Origin of the sequence: Bradyrhizobium sp. SRL28 (genome assembly GCF_018596315.1) — a bacterium.
Classification (GTDB): Bacteria; Pseudomonadota; Alphaproteobacteria; order Rhizobiales; family Xanthobacteraceae; genus Bradyrhizobium.
This window is the reverse complement of the sequence record NZ_JAHEAG010000039.1, coordinates 11,344-31,739: the sequence shown is the minus strand read 5'-3', so window position 1 is coordinate 31,739 and position 20,396 is coordinate 11,344. Positions and strand designations below refer to the sequence as shown.

Below are 20,396 nucleotides of genomic sequence, written 5' to 3'. Positions count from 1 at the left end.
GCTCGAAGGCTTATCAGTTATGTCTAGCAATCAGTTCTTTGCAGGCAGTACTCACGTCCTTCCTGGTCTGTGCGAAAGGATTCGACGAAGCCCCCTTGCCGCTGGGTGACAAAGATCGTCTTGCCGTCTTTGCCACCGAAGGCGAGGTTTGAGGGCTCTTTGCCCTTGAGCGCGATCTCTCTCTGGGCTTTGCCGTCTGGGGTCAGGACGGCAATTGAACCCTTCAGGATGCGGGCGATGAATAGTTTGTCTGCCGAGATTGACGACATAGAGATTGCCGTCGAGATCGACGGCCGGCCCTTCGATGCCGGACGTGTATTCGCCCGCGGGCGTGGTCTGGACGCTTTCGAACAACTTCACTTCGGCCGGCGCGGATGTCACGGCGGCCAGGCTCTGCATGGCGCTACAGCAAAGGCACCAGAAGGTCCTGACGGATATAGTAGCCATCTGCATCGGTGCACTCGCCGTTGAGGAAGATATCGGCAGGCCGATAGAACCGGCTGAAGCCGGGCTTACCTGCAGCGTTCTTTTGTGTCACCACGACGACCTTCGTCGTCGGGATTTCGCCGCATTCCTTGTCGGACTTGCTAACGAATTTCCTCTGAACGGGACCGGGCTTGATCCGCATCCTTGTTCCGGGAACCATCGTCCCCGCCAGATAATCGGCAAAGTTCAGAACCTGCGAGTAGCCCGGCTCCGTCTGGGGCAGTTTCTCTCCTCCTGGAGGCATCAGCTTTTCCGCGCCGAGGCCGCGGAGACGGATGCGCAGCTTCCCAGAATCGGGGTCTCCGGGATAAATCCAGCCGTCCTGCGCGAGCATGAAGCGCAGGACCGTTTGATCTTTCTCAGCCTCCGGCTGTCCTTTCTTAAGCCCGAAATCGGAATGGCAGCCGAGGCAGTGCTTCTCGACCAGATTGGTCCGGACGGAAGTCAGGCGAGCCTTGTTCTTGGAATCGTTCGCGACGAAGCCAGCAAGCTCGTCGATCTGCTCAGGCGTCCGCACGCCGCACGGCAGCGGATCGGGCGGGTTGCCGGAAGCGCGGTCGATGCGAATTACAGTCTGGTTTTTGTCCTCGGCGATCCAAATCGCACCATCGGCCGCGACCGTCATGCCGACCGGCGCGCCCTGCGGCCGCGCGCCGTTTACCCGGTACCAGCCGGATATCAGCTCCTCATAGGCGGCGGCCGGAGCATTTCCGGCGTCGGTCTGAAAGGCGCGGCTCGGTTCAGCGCCACAGCTTACTTGATAGCGGACGGGCGGCGGGCTTATTTTCGGGAAGCCACGGCCGTCTACATCGTAGATGAGAAGACGGCTTCCCGTCGGGCGGTAGCCGTGCAAGGCGACAAGAAGCTTGCCGTCAAGTTCCGGGAATTTGCTCCCCCGATAATACAGCATGCCGAGTGGCGCGCCGTGTGGCGGCAGCAGCGAGTGCGGCGGTTTGTACGCGGCGGTGTTGTTGCAGAAATTCTTGTAGGGCCCCGACTGTAGCACCGCCCTAAATTCAGGGCTTGGCGTCGAAAGATCGTAGCAATACGGCCAGCCGTAATGCTTCCCTCTCTCGATCGCGTTGATCTCCTCGTTGGGCTGGAAGATATCCGGCAGGTCCCTCGCATTCTCGCCCTGCAGCAAGGCATAACCGGCGTCGGGGAAGCGGGAATGCACGGCGAGCGCCATCGAGTTCCGGAGGCCTCGCGCATAAATCTCGCGCGGCGGGTTGGAATCGCCCGGCCTAAGCGCCGGGAATACGTTACCGGATGACGGCGTGAACACCCAGATGGAGGCAAGAGGCGACGGGCCTTCACCCGCGGCGCACGGCTTGGTGATCGGCGGCCTCGTGATGCAGTCGTCGCTGTGGGAGCCGATATTGACGAATATGCGTCCCGTCCTGTCGAAAATGAAATGCTTGAGCGAGTGACTGCTTTCTTCGATCTTGGCGCCGTCCGGAAGCGTGACCCTGCGGCCCGGGAGGCCGTGAATGATTGTCTCGATCGTGCTCTTCGGATTTGCCGCGAGTGGATCGAACCGAAAAATCGTCTCATGGGTTGAGGCGTAGGTTTTCTTATCCGGTCCGATCGCGAGGCCGAACGGATATTCGAGGTTCGTGACGATTTCCTTGACCCGCTTGCCTTCCGCGGCGTGAGGATCAAGCAGCAGCAGCCGACCATCTGTGCGATTCCATCCACCCATGTCGGAGATCACGAACTGCTCGTGGCCGGGGATTTGCACGATGGAGCGCGGAAATCTCAGCCCATCTTCCTCGCTCAGAACCAGCCCCGCGCAAAATCCCTTCTTCATGTCGATCTTGACCCTGGGAAACGATAGGCCCCGGCCGCCGCATCGCTCCGCGCCGATCGCGTATCCGCTCTTTCTTTCGGGTTCAACTGGCCAGGCCGACGAACCACAGAGAGCCGTGGCGGCAAGCACAAGCGCCGTTCGAATCTCTCGACGAAAAGAACAGGCAAGACTCGCATGAGCCATGGCAATCTCCGAATCTCTCGCAGACGCGAGTCGCCACTCAAGATACCATAGCATTACCCCTGATACTCATAATCAGATACTACAACCAAACGTTCTTGCATTCCTGCGATCGGAGGTGGCCGTCACCATTACGGAGTGGGTGGCCCCAAGAGTGTCGACCGCTCCGGACTGATAAACCTTCTGTGAAAACCGATCAGTGCGCCAGATCGCCTGCCGTTCTCAGGCCGCAGTCGTCACCTCCTTCCACTCGAATTCAGATGGAAAGTTGCTCAGTTGACGACAATGCTGGGATACGCAATTTCCAGCCGACAAATAATTCATCTGCGTCGTCGATCGTGTCTCTATTGGCGTCGAAGATAATCTTCCACTTTTCAGTGTCGCCATAGTAATGCTTTGCGAGCTTGCGGAGCTGATCTCCTGATACAACCACGTGTTCAGCGAGAATGTTGGTATCCTGCTGACCGGCATCGATCACGTAAGACGCAAGGGCTGAATCAAGCTTGCTCAACGTTCTTGGCCTATAAGTAACCCGATCAGGCAATTCGCTGGGCGAGGCCTTGTAACGGCGCAGTGCCGCCGCAGAAAGTTGCCAGAGGTGATCCGGCCCTTCCCTGTCCGTCGTGATGACGTTCGTGAAATTTTTTTCCGGCTTGCTCATGTTCACAAGCGGCACGAGAGCATTGGGAGCAAATCCTTGGATGCGCGAACCGGCGGCGGTATCAAGTACCAAGCCCGCACGCTTTGCACCTTTCAACACCCAAGCCAGTGCCCCGTCAGACAATCCGCGAATGTCACCGCCGCCGCCCACTGAGCCATGAGTGCCGGGAAACCACTTCTCCTGATAGGGAGCATCAAGATGATCCGGGGCATAGTTTTTTTCAGCGTTAATGGCGGCTAGATCACCCCAGGTGGCGGGTGGAAATAATGCGCGGCGCTCGTCAATTGCGACGGCATGTCTCGCACTCTCGACAAAATCGCTCAAACTTGCATCATGAAAAGCATATTTGTTGTTGAGCTTCTGACTGAAAGGCATGAGCTCGGGAAATCCGAGCGCTGCAACGGTATCCCAAACTCCCAGGTACTTGATGGTCAGGACTGGAGCCGAGCCCTTTTGGTAGTTGGCCACATTCTGGCAGCGCCAAGAATCGTCGTCGGTACCAACACAAACATTACTCGAATAATCAGCGCGAAACTTTCTCATGCGTTCGCTGGCGCCGTCCGCTCCGGAGAGTCTTTCACGATACAGTTCTAAGGCCTCGTCAATTCTGGCGGCATGGAGCCGACGCAATGGTCCGACATGGCGCACAAAGTTCACGAAGGTCCGAGCACTAAATGCGCCGCGAGAAAATCCGAAGACGAAGATTTCATCGTTGGGATCGTAGTTAAAGATCAGGAAGCGATAAGCCTCGCGAACATTCTCGATCAGGCCTGCTCCGAACATACCTCCAGAGAGTTTTTCGAGACGGCCTGTACCTACGCCTTCATCATAGTGAATGATCTGCGTTATTCCGTCTCTCGTTTCTCGAACGATACTCGCCGCGGTCAAAACGACGTTGGTAGGCGTATCCGCGTTCAACGCATTCCATGTACCATCAAAGCAAAAAACTAGGCGTTTCATGTTGATCCACCGAAATCAGATGCGCTCGTCGCTAAGTGTCGTGCTGGAATGGGCCAGTGCGCCCCGCGTTCCCTAATGGTCCGGTCACCTTCAACCGTAACGTGGCCCTAAGGCTGATTTCGCGCTTCGAGACTAATCAGGGGGAACGAGGGTTCAGGGTGTGCAAGATTTGGGTCAAAAACAAGTCGGTTCTACAAATGTCCACCGCTATTTGGCCTATCTGAGCGAGAGTCGGTTCGCGTGTAGGGCCATATACTCAATTCGGTTGATTAAATAGGGCATTTTTTAAACTAGCCTAGGGTTTGAAGATATGCTATATTGCTCAATATGGCTGAGCAAAGCACAAGCAAGCTAAACCAACTCCAGAACGAGCTTCCGGAAGGCTTGCTCGTGGACGCCGCTTGGCTACGAAAGAAAGGCTACGCGACCAACCTTGTCAGCCACTACGTATCGACGGGCCGCCTCGAACAACCCGCGCGTAGCGTGTACCGAAAACCACGCGGTGCATTGAGCTGGCAGCAAGCCGTCATATCGCTGCAGACGATATTGAACGCCAGCCCCCTCATAGTAGGCGGCCGCACTGCCCTCGAACTCCAAGGCTTCGCGCATTATCTCTCGCAGACGATAACAGAGGTCCACCTATATGGGCCAAAGTCCCCGCCGACCTGGCTTGGAAAGCTAAGCGTGGGCGCCAAATTCGTTTTTCACAACAGCAAAAGGTTGTTCAAGAACGACCCGGTCACCTTCGGGCTTGGCAGCCTAAAATGGGATGTCACCAAGTCCCATAATGACGTTCTCGCACAATCAGGCTTCATGGCGCAGCCTTGGGGTCAATGGGATTGGCCATTGACCCTTTCCATGCCTGAGCGCGCCTATCTTGAAATGCTCGATGAGCTACCGGCACATGAAAGCTTCGAGCAGGCCGACAAACTCATGGAAGGCCTTTCAAATCTCAGGCCGCGGCGTTTGCAAAAATTACTGGTCGATTGCCGCAGCGTAAAAGTGAAGCGCCTGTTTTTCTTTTTCGCCGATCGCCATAAGCACACATGGCTCAAACATGTCGATAAGAACACGGTCGATCTTGGCGCCGGCAAACGAATGCTGGTAAAGGGCGGGAAGTTTGACCCCGCCTACCAGATCACCGTCCCGGAGGATCTGAATGGCGTTCAATGAGCAGTACCGCCGCCAAGTTACACTGCTCATGCGCGTCCTCCCGCTGGTCGCGCAGGAAGATTGCTTTGCGCTCAAAGGCGGAACCGCCATCAATCTCTTTGTGCGCAATATGCCTCGGCTGTCGGTCGACATCGACCTCACCTATTTGCCGATTCAACCGCGTGCAGAATCCTTGACCGCGATCAGTGCAGCACTCAAGCGCATCGTTGAAAGAGTCCAGCAAACGATCCCGGCCTCCAAGGTGATCGAGCAACATTTCGAGGGCAATCTCGTAAAGCTGCTGGTGCGCGCGGATCAGGCTCAAATCAAAATCGAAGTCACGCCCGTATTGCGCGGGTGCGTGTACCCGCCCGCCCTGAAATCAGTTTCCGAAGCCGTGGAAGACGCCTTCGGCTATGCGGAAATTCAGGTCACCTCGTTTCAAGACCTGTACGCAGGTAAAATTGTGGCCGCGCTCGATCGTCAACACCCGCGCGATTTTTTCGACGTACGCGATTTACTGGCGAATGAAGGCATCGACGACAATCTTCGTTGTGCCTTCATCGTCTACATGCTCAGCCATCATCGGCCGATGTCGGAAGTTCTAGCGCCACCGCGCAAGGATATTTCCGTCGAATACGCACGCGGTTTCATCGGCATGACAGAAAACGAAGTCCCGCTCGATGCATTGCTGGCGGCCAGAGAGAATATTATCGAAAAGATCGTCGCCAAATGCCGAAGAAACACCGCGAGTTCTTGGTTTCATTCGAACGGGGCGAGCCAAAGTGGGATTTGCTGGGCGTCGACGGCGCGGCAGACCTGCCGGCAGTCAAATGGCGGCAACAGAATCTCGACAAGCTTTCGACGGAAAAACGCAAAGCACTTGTTGCACGGTTAGAAGAAGTGTTGAGCGACTAGGCGGCGGTCATCAATGTCACTTAACCTCGCTCGTTTTTGTTCGACCCTGCAGCGCGCGCTCTTGAAGCTCCACGCGAGCGGCCCCGAGGGCTTCGAAGGGTTCATCCGTGACGCGTTTCTCGAAGCGACGGGCATATCGCAAAGAATTCAAAAATCCGGAACACAGGGCGGTGTTGATGCACTTTCGGACGGGTCGGATGGTCAGATCGCGGCGGGCATAGAAGCCAAGCGGTATCGCGAGACCACCACTTTGGCACTGGATGATCTCAAGAAGAAGCTGATTGATGCCGCCACGCGCGCCGGCAACCCGATAGAGCTTTGGATTCTTGCGGCCAGCAAGGAAGTCTCTGCCGATGATGTCGGCGCTCTTGAACAAATCGGCGATGAACTGGGAATCGGCGTGCTTGTGCTTGATTGGCGCTCAAGCAACGATGTTTTCGCGCCTCTTCCGTTCCTTCTCGCGCTGGCACCCAACACCGTCGAGCGCAGGCTGGGTCGCAAGCTCGGCAAGTCGATTAGGCAAATCGCAGATCTTCCGGAATTTGAAGTCCGAAGAGTCGATTTCCTGCACAAGATCAAACACCCCGGTCTTGGGCGGATTTTTGCGGCGCTCACAGTTAAGGAGAGAATTGGTCAAACGCTGCGAACACGCGCAGATTCCAAATCGAGATTGCAAAACAATGTTGATTTAGGCGCGGCAAGTTGCATTTGGGCGCCGCGTGACATTGAGTGCGCAGCCATCGAAGCATGGTCAAAAACCGCTGACGCGCCGCCCGTTTGCGCAGTCCTGGGCGAAGAGGGCGCGGGTAAAACGTGGCTGTTGTTTGATTGGTGGCGGCGGGAATCCGGACGTGACCCGTCGCGACTATTTGTCTGGTTTGCCGCTCGAGACGTAACTTCCGGATCGCTCGCGGATGTCCTGGGGGCAGCGCTTGCCAAATGGGTTCTCGTGCCAAGTAAGCCCGCGGCGTTTTGGACCCAGCGTGTTCTGCGCTGGCGCCAGGCGGCTCTAGCGCATCCCGGAAGCCCGTTCATTTGGCTGATGCTCGATGGAACGAATGAAGGCACCGCCCAACCATTTGTAACGCAACTCTTGGCCGAGGCGGCCGACTCCGACTGGCGCGGCACTATCCGGATCGTTCTGACCGATCGACCCACGCATTGGCAGTCGCGTTTCAAATCGGGCCAATCCTTGGAACCTCGCCCGACGAGGGTAAAGCTAAGTCATTTCCGCGATGCCGAGCTGGACGCGCTTCTCGCAAAGCATGGAAAGGCGCGTACAGCATTTTCTCAGCCTGTCTTGAATCTAATCAAATGGCCGAGCTGGTTTGCCGTCGCCGCAGAAATGTTTGATCGAGAGCAAGACTGGACCATGCATTCCGCGGAGCAGCTTATGCTCCGCTATGTTCAAGATCGGCTCGGAGTACGATCTGGCAAGTTCGTCGATGACGCAATGTTTTGCGCATTGCTGTCGGGCCTCGGTCGAGACATCCAGCGCAACTGGGATGTTGGCAGCAAGTTTTCCCGAGCCACCCTCAAAGACAGGCTATCCGGCTTTACCGGTGAGCCCGAGAAGAACCTCTTGCAGGCCGTCGATGAAATTACGTCGGGCGTCTGGTTTCGCCCCAGCGGATCGTCCTACCAGTTCGAAATGGACAACGCGGTATTGCCGCTTGCCGTAGGCCTGGCGCTGCATAGCGAGCTTCAAGCGCTGACGACAGAAGAAGAAGTCGACAGCAGCATCCAGCGTTTTCTTGGTCCAGTGGAAGACCAGACCATTGGCGTCAACATACTGGCCGCGACCGTTTCGTTGACTTTTCTTGATCCGGCCTACCCTGCTCTCGCTATCCGGGTGCTTTTGCGACGCTGGATCAATTCCCACAATTTTTCGAATGCGCATTTCCAGCTTCTTTGGCGCATCGGCAGCGTCAATCCAGCACCTTTGCTCGATGTGGCCGAATCCATGTGGCTACAACGATCCGGCGGCTCTTCCGTGGACGAGGTGCTCATCAAGGCCATTGCTAACGTCGGCGGCGACGGCAGGCGCCAAACGGAAGTCATCGCATTTCTTGCGAAATGGGCGCGGACCTATTGGCTTGATCCGCGTGACGGACAATTTATCAATTACGCCCCAGAACCAGAGCAGAGGGCCGAAGCTTTTGCGGCAACGCAAGCGCACCTTGATCGAATGCGAAATGAGATCGGCGCACCAGCTTTTGCAAAGCTCGATCTCATCCTGACTGACGATGGCGTGGGCGCGAGCTGGGTGATTCATCGTGCGATATCGATAGCGACCTACCTGCCGCGCGCCGCTCAAGCGCCCATCTGGCGCGGGTGGGTTTTTAGCCGCGCCGCGATGGGCCACGCAAATCATTTCGATGACATCGCTTGGTCGCTGCGCGTTAACGCGATCGACGCGACGGCTTCGACCCCGGTATTTTTGCAAACCATCGATGAATTGCTGGCCCTAGCGTCAACCGCGATACGAGACATGACCTTTAGCCTGCTTGAAGCGCAGGGCGGCCCAGAGGCCGCCGTCAAGCTCGCTTCGGTCGGACAGGCGTTTCAAGCACGTCGCTGGCACCATTGGGAGGAAGAGGTTTCGCTGGTCGATGGCATCGTGACATGGCATGGGGACACATCGCCAAACGACATGCATACCATTTCCTCGCTCTCAAATTTCGCGGTCATTGCCGATGCGAAGATCGCTTCCGAACATACAAAACTGTTGCGCCGTTTCGCCAAATCCTTGCGTGTACTGGAACTTGGCAACGGGCGCGACCGGACCAGCGTCAGCCTTGATCTGGATACGGCAAGGCCGGCTCTCGCGCGCTGGACGCCGAAAGAGCTGATCGCGCTTTATCGCCGCTTTTTGCTGTCGATTACAAAGCGCAACGAGGCCCAGTTGCTGGGATATACCTTCTCGTTGGGCAAGCTGTTGATACTTTTGACACCGCAAATCCAAAAGAAGATTCGCGTCGCGCTCATCAAGCGCCGGAAAGACAGACTCCAGGACAAGCCGGATCAAATTGATCATGCGCTCATTGAGGCCGCCCTTTTCGGCAATGCACCTCGCGAACAGATCAAGCTTTGGGATGAGATCGGCGCGCCGCGATCCGTTCCGTTAGACTGGGATCATCTGTTGCGGGCGCCGTCGATCAAACAGGTAAAGGATCTCGGCCCACGGCTCGCGCCAACCCAGCCTATCGGCCACCTGGCCGGATGGTTGGCCTACCTAATGCTCAGCGAACCGAAGCAACTTCCGGCTCGCTGGGAAGTTTTGGCGGCGCTGCTCGCGCATGAAGACCCCAGCATACGCGAGCTTGTGTTTCTGATTGCATTGAATGCCAACGACGTATTCCTGGCGAAGCGACATTTGCAATCAACCTGGGCTGCGTCCGACAAGCGCAGCGCCCAAGAAAATGCGAGAGGCGCACTCCTTCTCTCGCTGCTCGTAACACCGAAAACGTTCAAGTCGATCTCAGAGAGGACCGGCCCCGAATGCAGCGCAATTCCATGGCATAAGGTCAAGTATCGGCCGGATTGCGCCTATGCTTTTGAAGCCTTCCTGAAAGCGGCGGTCGAACGCGAACTGAATCCGCCTGCGCAGCGCACATTTCTTGCTCACCGGGTGAGGCACGGCGCGGCTACAAGAAGGCTAGTTGAACAAAAGCCAGACGAGATCGCCGCGCTCGCCGACAGATTATTTGCCGTTGAAGACGATCCGGCGTTCGGACGGTGGGAATTTCCAAGAACGGACCTCGTGGAAGCGTTCTTGCATATCAATCCCGCGAAAGGCGCTCAATACTGGACCAGATTGAGCGAAACTGACGGACCATTTAAAGCCGGCGATGACATTGAGGAAGCACCGTTCGAAGTCAACGATGGCGAGGTCATCAATGAATTGCGCAAGAAACAGATCATGCGCGCCGACAACGATTGGAAGCTTCTCACGCTCTCGAGCTTCATCGTTCGTCGCAAGCGGATTGCGTGGGCGATTTCACTCATCAAGGAACTGCTCGCCAAACCGGAGGCGCCGGGTGATATAGCCCGAGCCTTGATGATCGCTGGGTTCCTAGACGATTCTGCGGCCGTGCGTTCACTCTGGAAAGCAGAACTTGCCAAGGCGCCGCTCGATGGCTGGATTGGCATCGTTTATCGCCATGCGAAGGAAAATATCCAGAAGACCTGGACCAGCTTGGAGCGGCTTGATAGAGCGCTCGCAGCGAAGGATGACGCGGCGTTCTTTATCGCTTGGGAATTATTTGTCCATTACGCCGAAAGAAACGCGATCCCTGCTGCCGCGCAACGCATAACGCTGAAACTGAAAACGCGTCCTCAGCGGCAGAGGGAATTCATTGCGTTTGATTGGAAGCGCGTCCATGACGATGCGACAAAGGCCAAGAACCGATGGAAGGATAAGCTATTCTCGTTCAGCGTTGGCCACCGATTGGCGCGACCTTGGGCGGATGTGTAACCTGCTAGTTTTTCAACAAACCTTTGAGCGAACTGGCGCGAAGCAGACCTTCCGCCGTGACGTCGCGATACTCGATTTCTGCACTGAAGGAAATTACACGGCGGCAAGCCAATCTTATCCGGCCTGCTCGCCGAACCAGCCGATTTCCGCGAAGGCGCGGAACGTCTGTCTCTTCCCTTCGGCCCTCGCATAAGTTGGCATGAATGTTTTTCTCTACCCCCGGAATAGAGACACGGTTCCGCTCACCCAAAACAAACATCCCAAGGCTGCTCACAGGGTCAGCATACAGGTCATATTTTGCCGCCCGTGCTGATCAAAACGCTGCGCTGATCCCGGTGGATTTCAGCGGGCTGCCTTCCCAGCCCGCGCCGGCATGCGTCCAATTCGTGGGATCGTTCCGGAGCGCGCTGGTTCTGTCGAGACTGCAGCTTTCGAGCCGTCGGCACGACGGCGCAAACTCGCGACTCTCATTATCGCTTTAGTAGGTCCCCAGCGTCCACGCCCAGTGCCTTTGCAAGCTTGCCGAGCATAGTAACCGAAGCACTGTAGGCGCTGGTCTCCAGCTGGCTGATGTAGCTTCGATCTACCTTTGCCCGGAACGAGAGTTCCTCCTGACTCCAGCCTTTTTCATGCCGGAGCCGTCGAAGGTTCTTTGCAACAATGTCTCGCATCCCGTCCATGAAAGACGGCATGCTTCTTGTTGAGCATACTCATCAATTGAGTATACTCAACAAAGAGAATTGCAGAGGCGGTATCCCGTATGAATGGTCTTGAGACAGTACAGCTAGAGCCGTTCGCGGAAGTAGCGGGGGAGACCTATCGATTTGGGTACCGTATTGTCGGAGTCAGCGATTACGTTTCTGCGGTCGAAGTACCTATCCAAATCGTAGAGCAGACGGTGCTGGCGAGAGCTTCGTTGACCGTGAGGATTGGTCCGGACGGAACCGTATTTTCCCATATGCTTTCTTCACGTGCTGCGGACACCACCCCGGATCTACCGACCGACATCGAGGCGCTCGACGTCCTAGTTCGAAGAGCCGTAAATTCTGAAAATCTTCGGATGGAAGAAGCAACTGTTTCAGACCTAAATACCCTTCTGCAGCGACTTGAATGTTCGATCAGTCTCGTGAAGGATGCCATCAGCCAGACATCAAGCGAACCGATCACTCCGGTCTAGATGGCGGAAATCGCTGGCTCGCCTCTTCCCTGCTGGCCGGCCAGTAGGATCATTCCTTGCTCTTGCTGGGGCTCGCCTCTTTCTCAGTAGACTGATTATTGAGACGTCGGAGCGTACCAATCGACGGGTCCTTTGTGCCGCCTGCCCGGCTGGCTCGCCTGAAATCCGCATCACCGTCAAGAAATGCCTCCAGCATGAATGGCACGAGATCGGCCACCTCCTCTCGAACGCCGTAGGTTTCAGCGTAAAAATCGGCATAGTCGCGCAGTCGCGCAGCAAGGTTGGGCGTCAACGTCGTGCTGAGTTTGACCGGAGTCCGGTCGGGCAGTTTCGAAAGCTTCATCGACATCATCTCGTCTTGGCCGCAGTCCGGATGTCCTGATATGGCTTCAAGACTAGGTCCTTTGAGACAATAACGCGCAACGGCCAGCCCGGTCGCACCGTAATGGTTGGTTGAACGTCAAGTTCACGCTCGACAAGCCGCTGGCCTGCCCGATTGGTCGTCTGCTGAATGCTTTCGCGCAAAGCTTTGACGAGATCGCCCTCATCATTGCCCAGCGAGAGCTGCGTGCCGACGCCGAGAAGCGTCGCGAGACCAATTCCCTTGAGCAATTGCCAGGTGTGGAAATCGACTTCGTCCTCCAGCCCAGCATAGCCCGCCACGTCTGTGGCCGGCAGATTCTCGATCACGATCGAATTGCCATTAGGCAGAATCAAGCGCGTCCAGACCACCAGCGCACGTTTCTGGCCAAAGGCAACGACACTGTCGTATTTGCCAAAGAGCCTCGTTCCCTGCGGTACCAGGAGATGCTCGCCGGTCACGGTGTCGTAGACGTTTTCCGTTACCTGGGCGATCGTCGATCCCGGCAGATCGGAATTCAAACCGGTAATCAGGCTCGCCGGAATGATCGACCCCGCCATGATCGCATAGGGCGACGGCGCGGCTGCGAGGGCGTGCGGGTTCGTGGTTTCCTTGTCGGCTTTGGCGCTAACGAAGGCGAGCTTGCGTGCTTGGGAAGATGGAATGATCTCGCTGGAGCGATCATTCAGGCCCTGAGTCTTTGCAAGGAGATCAGCTGTCGTCGGAGTGTTGTCCGCAGGTGCCGGGCGAAATGCCGAAGGCTGCTCGGTGGTTGTGACCGCAGCCACCGGCTGTTTGCGCCGGTCCTGCTTGTCGGACAGGCGAAACAGGAGACCTGACTCCTTGGCCTGTTGCGCAATGCGGGCCTGGCGGATGCGCTCTGCCCGCTCAACATCCTGCTCCGGGTTAGCCTGGAACGGCGTTTCGGACGGGCTTACCCCTAGTTTCTTCTCACTCTCGGCGAAGGCGCGACCGACATCGCCGGGCGACGGCGGGCCGAGTTTTGGCGGTAAGTCCTGGTAGGATTTGGGCAGCTTGGTGAGCCCGTCAGCCGTTTGCTTGCGCTCGGTATTGTACAATTCAGTTCGTTCGGTGGGTTTGAACATCCGAGGCGGACTGAGCGCGATGATCATCGCCCCCGCGATGAGCAGCGCGCCGGCGGCGCAGCCGATCATGAGGGTGCGCCTGTTGAGACGACGGATCGGCCGCGGCCGCGCCCGCAATTCCAGCCGTTCCGGTGGCACCTTGTCGGAATCCTCGGTCACGATGCGCCTCCGGTGCTGAAGATCTGTGAGACCGGGCGCGCATCGGTACGGATGATCCGGACCGTTCGCTGAGGATTCTCGCCAAGACGAAGCTCGGCGGCGCCGAACATCCGGTCGACGATATAGTAGGAGCCTCGCACGCGATAATTGACGAGGTTAGGCCGGCCATCAGCGCCGGCGATGAACAGCGGCGGCGCTTCGCCTTGCGAGAGACCCGACGGCATCTGAATAAAGACCTTATGGCCATCGTCGAAGGCACGAAGCGGCCGCCACGGTGGATCGTCCCCCTCGATGCGATAACGGAAGTTCAAGCTGTCCAGCCGCACGCCGCGATCAGCAACACGTTGCTCATTCTCCTGCGCCGCCCGGTTCTGCTTATGAAGCGCGACCAGACTATCGGTCGGATAGGTCCAGGAGATTGAGGCCATGTAGGTCTGCTTGGTGGAGACGAGTTCGAGGTGGTAGGTGCGCCGGTCGGTCAACACCACGAGATTGGTCTGAATGTCCGGCAGCGTCGGCTTGACCAGGATATGAACCCGCCGTGTGCCCCCCTGCCCGCTTATGGTGTCAGCGATGACCCAGCGCACTGTATCGCCGGTCGAGACATCGATCAGCTCTTCGGCTGGCTGCAGCACAATGGTGGAGACCTTCTCCGGGCTGGAGTAGAGCCGATAAAGCGCGCCTTCGGTCCAGGGATAGACTTGAATGGCATTGATATAGCCTGCCCGGGTCGGCTCGATACGCGCGGCCTTGTTGGCAGTGGCAATGGCCTGCTCCGGCGGAACCTTCTCGCCTTTCCCGCCTTTGGTTGGCCAAGGCTTGAGCTGGCCAGGCAGAGGCAACACCTTGGGTACCTCGACAACCTCGACCGGCTTAGGCGGATCAGCCTCCGGAAGAGCCTTCTCAAAGCTCAACTCGTCGTACGGCGCCTCGAGATTCAATTTCGTGGCGCAACCCCCAAGTGCGAGCGCCAACGCAAGGATGCTCACTGACGCGCAGCTCTTCATGGCAAAGGACATCATTTTGCGTCTCCGATCAGGTCGCGCGACCAGTTGAGGGAATGAACGTAGAGACCGAGCGGATTCTTCCGCAACGTCTCGGCGCTGGTTGGAGGTTTCAGGATGACTGTCACGACGCCGGTGAAGCGCTCAGTCTTTGAGACCGCGCCGTTCTCGTAGGTGTTCTCCTTCCAGCGAATCTCGAAACTGTCGCCGGATGCACGGACGACCGAGATCACGTCGGCGGTTGCGGTTTTCGCACCGATCTTGGTGAAGGGGTCGGCTTCGCGGGCATACTCGTTAAGAGCCTGCGCCCCGCGATCGGTGACAAAGTCATACGCCCGAAGCCAGTTCGTTCGTACGATGATCGGGTCAATCGATAGCGAGCGGACATTTTCGACGAAGCGCGCCAGGAAGTGCGCGATCTGGGCATCGGACGGCTGGTAGGTTTCAAATGCCGGACCGACCGCGCGCACTTCACCGAGGCGATCAACCTCGACCACATACGGCACGATGCTGGACCGGCCAATCACCACCGAGAGCGTGAGACCCAGCACAGTTGAAAGTGCTGTCGCGGCCAGAGCAGCAAGGCGCCAGTTGCTGGCCTGGACGCGAGCCGAGCCCAGCCGCTCGTCCCAGACCTGCTGCGCCTTCTGATAGGGCGTGACCGGCTCGGGCGTATTGCCATAGCGGACCGATGGGCGGTGGAAGGGATGAGACGCCATACCTTTAGTCCTCCCCCAGCTTGGGACCGGAAGAGTGTCCACCCTTGTCGCCTTCCTTCAGGGTGTGGCCCGCAATCTGCGCCGCACCCTTGATCTGCTGCCCTCGACGGAATTGGCCGGCCAGGCCCGAGGACCCGCCGCTCGTTGAAGTGGAGCCTTGACCGCCAGGCGCGCCCGAATTCGCAGGCTGAGAACTCTGGCGGGTGGCTGCCATGTCTGCTGCCGAGCCAGACCCACTTGCCGAGGTGCCGGCAAGAGACGCCGCGGAACGGAGCGCGCCCACCGATCCACCCGCCGCCATCCGCAATCCACCGAGCGCCAGCGCACCGCCACCGATCGCTACCGCTGCTGCGCCCGCAACCGTGCCGGCGGCAGCACCGGCCCCAAGTTGGGGCGCGCCCGACACCAGACCTGCCGCAATGCCCGGACCAAAGATACCGAGCCCGAACAAAGAAAGCGCGGCAAGCAGTAGGCTCATGGCGGAGACAATATCGACCGGCCGGGTCAGCGTCGTGGAAAGCTCACCGAAGATGGTCGATCCGATGCCGATGATGATCGCAAGCACCATCACCTTGACGCCGGATGCGATCACATTGCCGAGCGTCTTTTCCGCAAGGAAAGACGTCTTGCCCCAGAGCGCAAACGGCACCAGGATGAAACTCGCAAGTGTCGTCAGCTTGAACTCGATCAAGGTAACGAACAGCTGGACCGAGAGTACGAAGAACGCGAGCACGATCACGATCCAGCAAAATAGCAGAATCAGAATCGTGGGCAGATTGGTCAGTATGTCGAAGCCGGAGAACTGGCCGGTTTCCTCCAGCAGCGGGTGCGCTGCGGTGAATCCCGTCGAGGCCACGAAACCCGGCCGCATCAGATCCGCCGCGCTCAGCGACCCGCCGCTTGCCTTCAGCCCGATGCTTGAGAACGAGTTGAAAACGATGCCAGCAAGCGACTTGAAGTTACCAATGATGAAGGCGAACGCCCCGACATAGAGTACCTTCTTGGCAAGCGTAACCATGATGTGATCGTCGGCGCGCAGGCTCCACGCAAGGCCCGCAAGCGTCAAATCAATGGCAATCAACGTTGAGCTCAGGAACGAAACTTCGCCGCCGAGAATTCCGAAACCGGAATCGATATAACGCGAGAAAGTATCGGTGAAACGGTCAATGACCGCGAGATCAGCCATAGTTTCCTCCTTCTAGCGTCGGCTGGTGTAAGCGCGACCGTCTCCGATGAAGCGGGTAAAGCGCTCGCGCCCGGCCTCCGCGGAGGCCTGCTGCTCGACTGCTCGCAAGGCTTCAGCCCGGGCCTGCGTTGCGACCAGCGCCTGGGCCTGCAGCGACTGCTTGACCTGAAGCGCCAGCAGTTCGTTGCCCGACTGCTGGGCCTGCAGCGACCCGACGGCGCCCGAAGAATTCGCCATCAGGGTACGCAGCGTTTGCCCGTCCTGATCGAGCGCGGAGGCAATCGTCGCCTGGGTCACCAGCGTTTGCTTTAGCGCCTGATAAGTGTTGTCCCAGCGGGCTGTCGCGTCCTGCACCATCCGGTCTGAGGAAACGGCCGCGGTATATTGGCGAGGATAAAACCGCTGAAAGTCGCCCTGGGTTTTCTGGACGTCGAACGAGATGCCCTTGGCCTGGGCGATCAGGCTGTTGATCCCGTTAATCTTCGAGGTGAGTTGGCCAACGACGGTGCTTGGCAGGCTCGTCAGGTTCCTGGCGCCGTTGATCAGCATCTGCGCCTCGTTTTCGAGGCTCTTGATCTGATTGTTGATCTGATCCAATGCCCGCGCGGCGGTCAGAATATTCTGGCTGTAATTCGATGGATCGAACACGACGATCTGGGCTCCAAGTCGTCGCGATCCGTTCACCGCAACGACGAGTGCAAGTCCGATTACGACGACACTGGTCGATATTTTTCGTGGAACGGTTTTGCCGAATAGCTTTTCCAGCATCAGTTGGACTCCGGACTAGAGGAAAGGATTACAGGTAACGCGTGGAATCACGCGTCCCTGACATGTTCGAAGGTGCTGATCAGATTGGCGGCCCACTGAAGATCTCGGGCGGCGAGGTAGCGTTCCGCGAACTGGCTGGGGCCAAATTTGGCGAGTAGTGCCTCGATCAGGCGCTGATCCTCGGGCGATGAAGCTGCTGCGAAGGCAAGCGCGATCGGACCGAGCCCAAGCTCGAACAGGCGATTGCCGGCGCGCGATTGCAGGTAATAGTCGCGCTTCGGAAAGGCCTCCGCGATCAGGCGCACTTGCGTGTTATTAAGACCGAAGCGGCGGTAGGTTTCCGACTGCGCAGGCTCAAGCGCCCGGGGGTTTGGCAGGAATATCCGGGTTGGGCACGATTCAATGATCGCAGGTGCAATCTGGCTGTCGGCAATGTCGCTGAGTGACTGAGTCGCGAAGACGACGGCGACGTTCTTCTTGCGAAGCGTCTTCAGCCATTCGCGGATGCGATCGGCGAACAGCGGATCATCCAGGAACAACCAGGCCTCATCCAGGACCAGTAGCGTCGGACGACCATCAAATCGCGCCTCAAGCGCATGGAACAAGTAAGTAAGCACGGGCGCCACCAGTCCAGGCAACGCCATCAGTTCTTCCATCTCGAACGTCAGCACATCGGCGCTGGATAGTCTGTCCGCATCGGCATCAAGAAAGCGCCCGTAAGGGCCCTCCAGCGTATAAGGCGTCAGCGCTTGGCGCAGCACATCGCGCGCCAGCAAAGCCACAAGCCCGGTCATGGTGCGTTCCGCCACCGGTGCCGAGCCCAGGCTCTTCAAGGCCGACCAGATCGTCTCCTTGACCTCGGGCGTGATGACGACCCGTTCATGGGCAAGAACGCCACACAACCAATCAAGCGCCCAGAGCCGCGCTCCCTCGTCGTCGACATCCCGAAGTGGCTGGAACGCAAGTCCGCCCTTCACCCCCAATTCATACCAGGCACCGCCGAGCGCAAGCGTTGCCGCCCGGGCCGAACGGCCCTTGTCGAAGATCACAAGCTGGGATCCTTGATAGCGGCGGAATTGAAGGGCCAATACCGACAGAAGGACAGATTTACCGGCGCCCGTTGGCCCAACGATCAGGCTGTGGCCGACATCGCCGACATGCAGCGTCAAGCGAAACGGGGTCGCGCCCTTGGTCTTGGCCAGGAGAAGCGGCGGTCCATCCAGATGTTCGCAGCGCGCCTCGCCTGCCCAAACGGCAGACAAAGGACACATATGAGCAAGGTTGAGGGTATGGACGATTGGCTGACGTAGGTTCGCGTAGGCCTGCCCTGGCAGGCTACCGAGCCAGGCTTCCACCGCGTTAACGTTCTCACGGATGGTGGTGAAGCCGCGGCTATTGATGGCCCGTTCCACCGCGCGAATCTTTTCGTCGGCGGTATAGGAATCTTCGTCGTGAACCGTGACCGTCGTCGTGATGTATCCGAACGCCACGAGGTCATCGCCGAGTTCCTGGAGCGCCGCGTCAGCGTCGACTGCCTTGTTGTCGGCGTCGGTGTCGAGCAAGGCTGCCTGCTCGTTGAACATCACCTCCTTCAGGATGGCTCCGAGGGATTTCCGCTTGGCAAACCATTGCCGCCGATATCGGGAAAGTGCGGTATGGGCTTGCGTCCGGTCGAGCGGCAGGAAGCGCGTCGCCCATCGATAGGCGACGCCGAGCCGGTTCAAATCGTCGAGCACGCCCGGAAACGTGACGGCCGGAAAACCCAGCACGGTCACGGTACGAAGGTGGCTGCGGCCGATTGCTGGCGAGAGTCCTCCGATCAGCGGCTCGTCGCTCAGAAATGCGTCCAGATAGGCCGGAATCTCGGGAACCCTGACGGGATGTCGCTTGGTCGAGACACAAGCATGCAGATAAGTCAGGGTGTCCTGGTCATGGAGCGGGGCAATTTCCGGCAGGACTGACGACAGCAGATCGACGGCACGATCTGTTTCCTGAATGAAACGCTGAAGGTGCTCCTGGTACGCGCCTGCACGACGCGACGACGGGTCGCGTCCCGGCGCTGAATCACCAACCGCGCGATCGTTGACCGGTGAATTTGCGCTGGCCGTCCGCGGTGCGCGAGCGGCGCTATTTCGCCGAAACAAACCCGATAACGGATTCGAGCTGGATGTCTCGTCGCCCGGATTTTCCAGAAACAGGGCCTCCAGCCTTGAGACCCTCTCAACCGGCGGCAGATACATGAATGTGAGATGCGAGATGCTCTCAAAATGCTGGCCTCCCTGACGCGAAGGCTCATCCCACGCCGCGCCCTCGAAGGACGCGCGTCGCTCCTCGTCGACCAGCCAGGACACCGCATCGGGAAATTGCGACCGCGGGTAATCCGAGGCGGTCATGCGCGTGGCATCGAAGAACAGCGCCCAGCCTGACCCAAATCTTTTCAGGACATTGTTGACGCGGGACGCAGCGCTCATCAGTTCCGCTTCGGTCGCGCTATCGAGATCAGGACCGCGGTAGCGAACCGTGCGCTGGAAACTGCCGTCCTTGTTCAGGACAATTCCGGGCGCAATCAGACACGCCCAGGGCAGCCAGTCGGCCAGCCGATGTGCGTGGGAGCGAAATTCACGCAAATTCAACATGCGAGCCATCCCTTGTGCTTGGTGTGGCGGACGGCGACTTCGACAAAGGCCGGATCGCGCTTGGCAAGCCAGACGGCGACGCCGTGCCCGACGATCCAGAGCACGAGGCCCGCGAGCCAGAGCCTTAAGCCAAGCGCGAGCACCGCCGAAAGCGTGCCAAGCAGGATCGCGGCGGCGCGCGGGGCGCCTCCGATCAAAATCGGCTCAGTCAGCGAGCGGTGAAGAACAAGTTCAAAGCCGTCGCGCCGCATCAGATCAGCGCTCCGCCGCCGAACGAGAAGAACGACAGAAAAAACGAGCTGGCCGCAAAAGCGATGGACAGGCCGAACACGACCTGGACCATCTTTCGAAAACCGCCGGACGTATCGCCAAAGGCGAGCGAGATCCCCGTCACCGTGATGATGATGACAGCTACGATCTTTGCGACCGGCCCCTGCACGGATTCCAGAATGCGCTCGAGTGGCGCCTCCCACGGCATGCCAGAGCCCGCCGCCCAAGCGGCCGACGCCGTCAGCAACGTGACAATGGCACCGGCGCTGAAGTCGACGATGACGGGCTGGGCGAAATAGCGAAGCCGCCCAAGGCACCCACCCGTGGCTGAGACTTGCAGTCTGAACATCATGAACTCTCTCCAGA

The 20,396-nt window shown here is 58.3% G+C and carries 16 protein-coding genes and 1 pseudogene; 4 read left to right on the top strand and 13 right to left on the bottom strand.

What is annotated here, in order from left to right; translation table 11 throughout:
• Positions 1 to 23 precede the first annotated feature (23 nt).
• From KIP88_RS46965 to KIP88_RS37910, 3 genes are all read right to left on the bottom strand, one after another.
• Positions 24 to 269 (bottom strand): SMP-30/gluconolactonase/LRE family protein, encoded by a 246-nt coding sequence (locus KIP88_RS46965; protein ID WP_308163727.1) that lies wholly within the window; start codon positions 267 to 269, stop codon positions 24 to 26.
• Positions 270 to 403: 134 nt separating this feature from the next.
• Complete coding sequence (locus tag KIP88_RS37915; RefSeq protein ID WP_214493284.1) at positions 404 to 2,479, bottom strand: sorbosone dehydrogenase family protein; 2,076 nt, start codon at positions 2,477 to 2,479, stop codon at positions 404 to 406.
• A 253-nt stretch (positions 2,480 to 2,732) separates the two neighbouring features.
• Positions 2,733 to 4,097, bottom strand: coding sequence for a phospholipase effector Tle1 domain-containing protein (locus KIP88_RS37910; protein WP_214493283.1), 1,365 nt, complete (start codon positions 4,095 to 4,097; stop codon positions 2,733 to 2,735).
• Between the two features lie 327 nt (positions 4,098 to 4,424).
• On the opposite strand from KIP88_RS37910, the gene KIP88_RS37905 reads away from it, so the two are divergent.
• From KIP88_RS37905 to KIP88_RS37895, 3 genes and pseudogenes are all read left to right on the top strand, one after another.
• Complete coding sequence (locus KIP88_RS37905; RefSeq protein ID WP_214493306.1) at positions 4,425 to 5,270, top strand: type IV toxin-antitoxin system AbiEi family antitoxin; 846 nt, start codon at positions 4,425 to 4,427, stop codon at positions 5,268 to 5,270.
• Positions 5,257 to 6,167, top strand: a pseudogene (locus KIP88_RS37900) (nucleotidyl transferase AbiEii/AbiGii toxin family protein). The gene KIP88_RS37905 and the pseudogene KIP88_RS37900 overlap by 14 nt, the downstream one beginning before the upstream one ends.
• 13 nt (positions 6,168 to 6,180) lie before the next feature.
• Positions 6,181 to 10,644, top strand: coding sequence for a hypothetical protein (locus KIP88_RS37895; protein ID WP_214493282.1), 4,464 nt, complete (start codon positions 6,181 to 6,183; stop codon positions 10,642 to 10,644).
• A 470-nt stretch (positions 10,645 to 11,114) separates the two neighbouring features.
• Here the strand turns inward: KIP88_RS37895 and KIP88_RS37890 are convergent, their stop codons facing one another.
• A complete protein-coding gene (locus KIP88_RS37890) occupies positions 11,115 to 11,315 on the bottom strand; it encodes a helix-turn-helix transcriptional regulator (protein ID WP_308163729.1) in 201 nt (66 codons plus the stop codon).
• A gap of 89 nt (positions 11,316 to 11,404) precedes the next feature.
• Between KIP88_RS37890 and KIP88_RS37885 the strand changes: the two genes are divergently transcribed.
• Entirely contained in the window at positions 11,405 to 11,821 is a 417-nt protein-coding gene (locus KIP88_RS37885) for a hypothetical protein (RefSeq protein WP_214493281.1), read from the top strand.
• 49 nt (positions 11,822 to 11,870) lie between these two features.
• On the opposite strand, the gene KIP88_RS37880 is transcribed toward KIP88_RS37885, so the two are convergent.
• From KIP88_RS37880 to KIP88_RS37840, 9 genes are read right to left on the bottom strand one after another with little or no spacing between them, the layout of a single operon-like run.
• Positions 11,871 to 12,164, bottom strand: coding sequence for a DUF2274 domain-containing protein (locus KIP88_RS37880; RefSeq protein ID WP_214493280.1), 294 nt, complete (start codon positions 12,162 to 12,164; stop codon positions 11,871 to 11,873).
• 5 nt (positions 12,165 to 12,169) lie between these two features.
• Positions 12,170 to 13,447: a TrbI/VirB10 family protein gene (locus KIP88_RS37875; RefSeq protein WP_214493279.1), complete on the bottom strand. Its 1,278-nt coding sequence runs from the start codon at positions 13,445 to 13,447 to the stop codon at positions 12,170 to 12,172.
• Positions 13,444 to 14,454, bottom strand: coding sequence for a P-type conjugative transfer protein TrbG (gene trbG / locus KIP88_RS37870; RefSeq protein ID WP_214493305.1), 1,011 nt, complete (start codon positions 14,452 to 14,454; stop codon positions 13,444 to 13,446). Before trbG ends, KIP88_RS37875 begins: the two co-directional genes overlap by 4 nt.
• A gap of 11 nt (positions 14,455 to 14,465) precedes the next feature.
• Positions 14,466 to 15,170 carry a conjugal transfer protein TrbF gene (gene trbF / locus KIP88_RS37865; RefSeq protein ID WP_214493278.1) on the bottom strand — a complete coding sequence of 235 codons (705 nt, stop codon included), beginning with the start codon at positions 15,168 to 15,170 and terminating at the stop codon, positions 14,466 to 14,468.
• A gap of 4 nt (positions 15,171 to 15,174) precedes the next feature.
• Positions 15,175 to 16,356, bottom strand: coding sequence for a P-type conjugative transfer protein TrbL (gene trbL / locus KIP88_RS37860; RefSeq protein ID WP_214493277.1), 1,182 nt, complete (start codon positions 16,354 to 16,356; stop codon positions 15,175 to 15,177).
• Positions 16,357 to 16,368: 12 nt separating this feature from the next.
• Complete coding sequence (gene trbJ, locus KIP88_RS37855; protein ID WP_214493276.1) at positions 16,369 to 17,124, bottom strand: P-type conjugative transfer protein TrbJ; 756 nt, start codon at positions 17,122 to 17,124, stop codon at positions 16,369 to 16,371.
• A 47-nt stretch (positions 17,125 to 17,171) separates the two neighbouring features.
• Positions 17,172 to 19,760, bottom strand: a complete 2,589-nt coding sequence (gene trbE, locus KIP88_RS37850; protein WP_214493275.1) for a conjugal transfer protein TrbE — start codon at positions 19,758 to 19,760, stop codon at positions 17,172 to 17,174.
• Positions 19,754 to 20,011 carry a VirB3 family type IV secretion system protein gene (locus tag KIP88_RS37845; RefSeq protein WP_214493274.1) on the bottom strand — a complete coding sequence of 86 codons (258 nt, stop codon included), beginning with the start codon at positions 20,009 to 20,011 and terminating at the stop codon, positions 19,754 to 19,756. Before KIP88_RS37845 ends, trbE begins: the two co-directional genes overlap by 7 nt.
• Positions 20,011 to 20,382: a TrbC/VirB2 family protein gene (locus tag KIP88_RS37840; protein WP_249791322.1), complete on the bottom strand. Its 372-nt coding sequence runs from the start codon at positions 20,380 to 20,382 to the stop codon at positions 20,011 to 20,013. Before KIP88_RS37840 ends, KIP88_RS37845 begins: the two co-directional genes overlap by 1 nt.
• Positions 20,383 to 20,396 lie beyond the last annotated feature (14 nt).

Excerpts from the sequence above, each read along its gene's own strand:
- KIP88_RS37905 (WP_214493306.1), top strand. The coding sequence starts at position 4,425 with ATGGCTGAGCAAAGCACAAGCAAGCTAAACCAACTCCAGAACGAGCTT.
- trbJ (WP_214493276.1), bottom strand. The coding sequence starts at position 17,124 with ATGCTGGAAAAGCTATTCGGCAAAACCGTTCCACGAAAAATATCGACC.
- trbG (WP_214493305.1), bottom strand. The coding sequence starts at position 14,454 with ATGAAGAGCTGCGCGTCAGTGAGCATCCTTGCGTTGGCGCTCGCACTT.
- KIP88_RS37885 (WP_214493281.1), top strand. The coding sequence starts at position 11,405 with ATGAATGGTCTTGAGACAGTACAGCTAGAGCCGTTCGCGGAAGTAGCG.
- KIP88_RS37845 (WP_214493274.1), bottom strand. The coding sequence starts at position 20,011 with ATGCGGCGCGACGGCTTTGAACTTGTTCTTCACCGCTCGCTGACTGAG.
- KIP88_RS37890 (WP_308163729.1), bottom strand. The coding sequence starts at position 11,315 with ATGCGAGACATTGTTGCAAAGAACCTTCGACGGCTCCGGCATGAAAAA.
- trbF (WP_214493278.1), bottom strand. The coding sequence starts at position 15,170 with ATGGCGTCTCATCCCTTCCACCGCCCATCGGTCCGCTATGGCAATACG.
- KIP88_RS37910 (WP_214493283.1), bottom strand. The coding sequence starts at position 4,097 with ATGAAACGCCTAGTTTTTTGCTTTGATGGTACATGGAATGCGTTGAAC.
- KIP88_RS37915 (WP_214493284.1), bottom strand. The coding sequence starts at position 2,479 with ATGGCTCATGCGAGTCTTGCCTGTTCTTTTCGTCGAGAGATTCGAACG.
- KIP88_RS37895 (WP_214493282.1), top strand. The coding sequence starts at position 6,181 with ATGTCACTTAACCTCGCTCGTTTTTGTTCGACCCTGCAGCGCGCGCTC.
- KIP88_RS37840 (WP_249791322.1), bottom strand. The coding sequence starts at position 20,382 with ATGATGTTCAGACTGCAAGTCTCAGCCACGGGTGGGTGCCTTGGGCGG.
- KIP88_RS46965 (WP_308163727.1), bottom strand. The coding sequence starts at position 269 with ATGTCGTCAATCTCGGCAGACAAACTATTCATCGCCCGCATCCTGAAG.
- trbL (WP_214493277.1), bottom strand. The coding sequence starts at position 16,356 with ATGGCTGATCTCGCGGTCATTGACCGTTTCACCGATACTTTCTCGCGT.
- KIP88_RS37880 (WP_214493280.1), bottom strand. The coding sequence starts at position 12,164 with ATGAAGCTTTCGAAACTGCCCGACCGGACTCCGGTCAAACTCAGCACG.
- trbE (WP_214493275.1), bottom strand. The coding sequence starts at position 19,760 with ATGTTGAATTTGCGTGAATTTCGCTCCCACGCACATCGGCTGGCCGAC.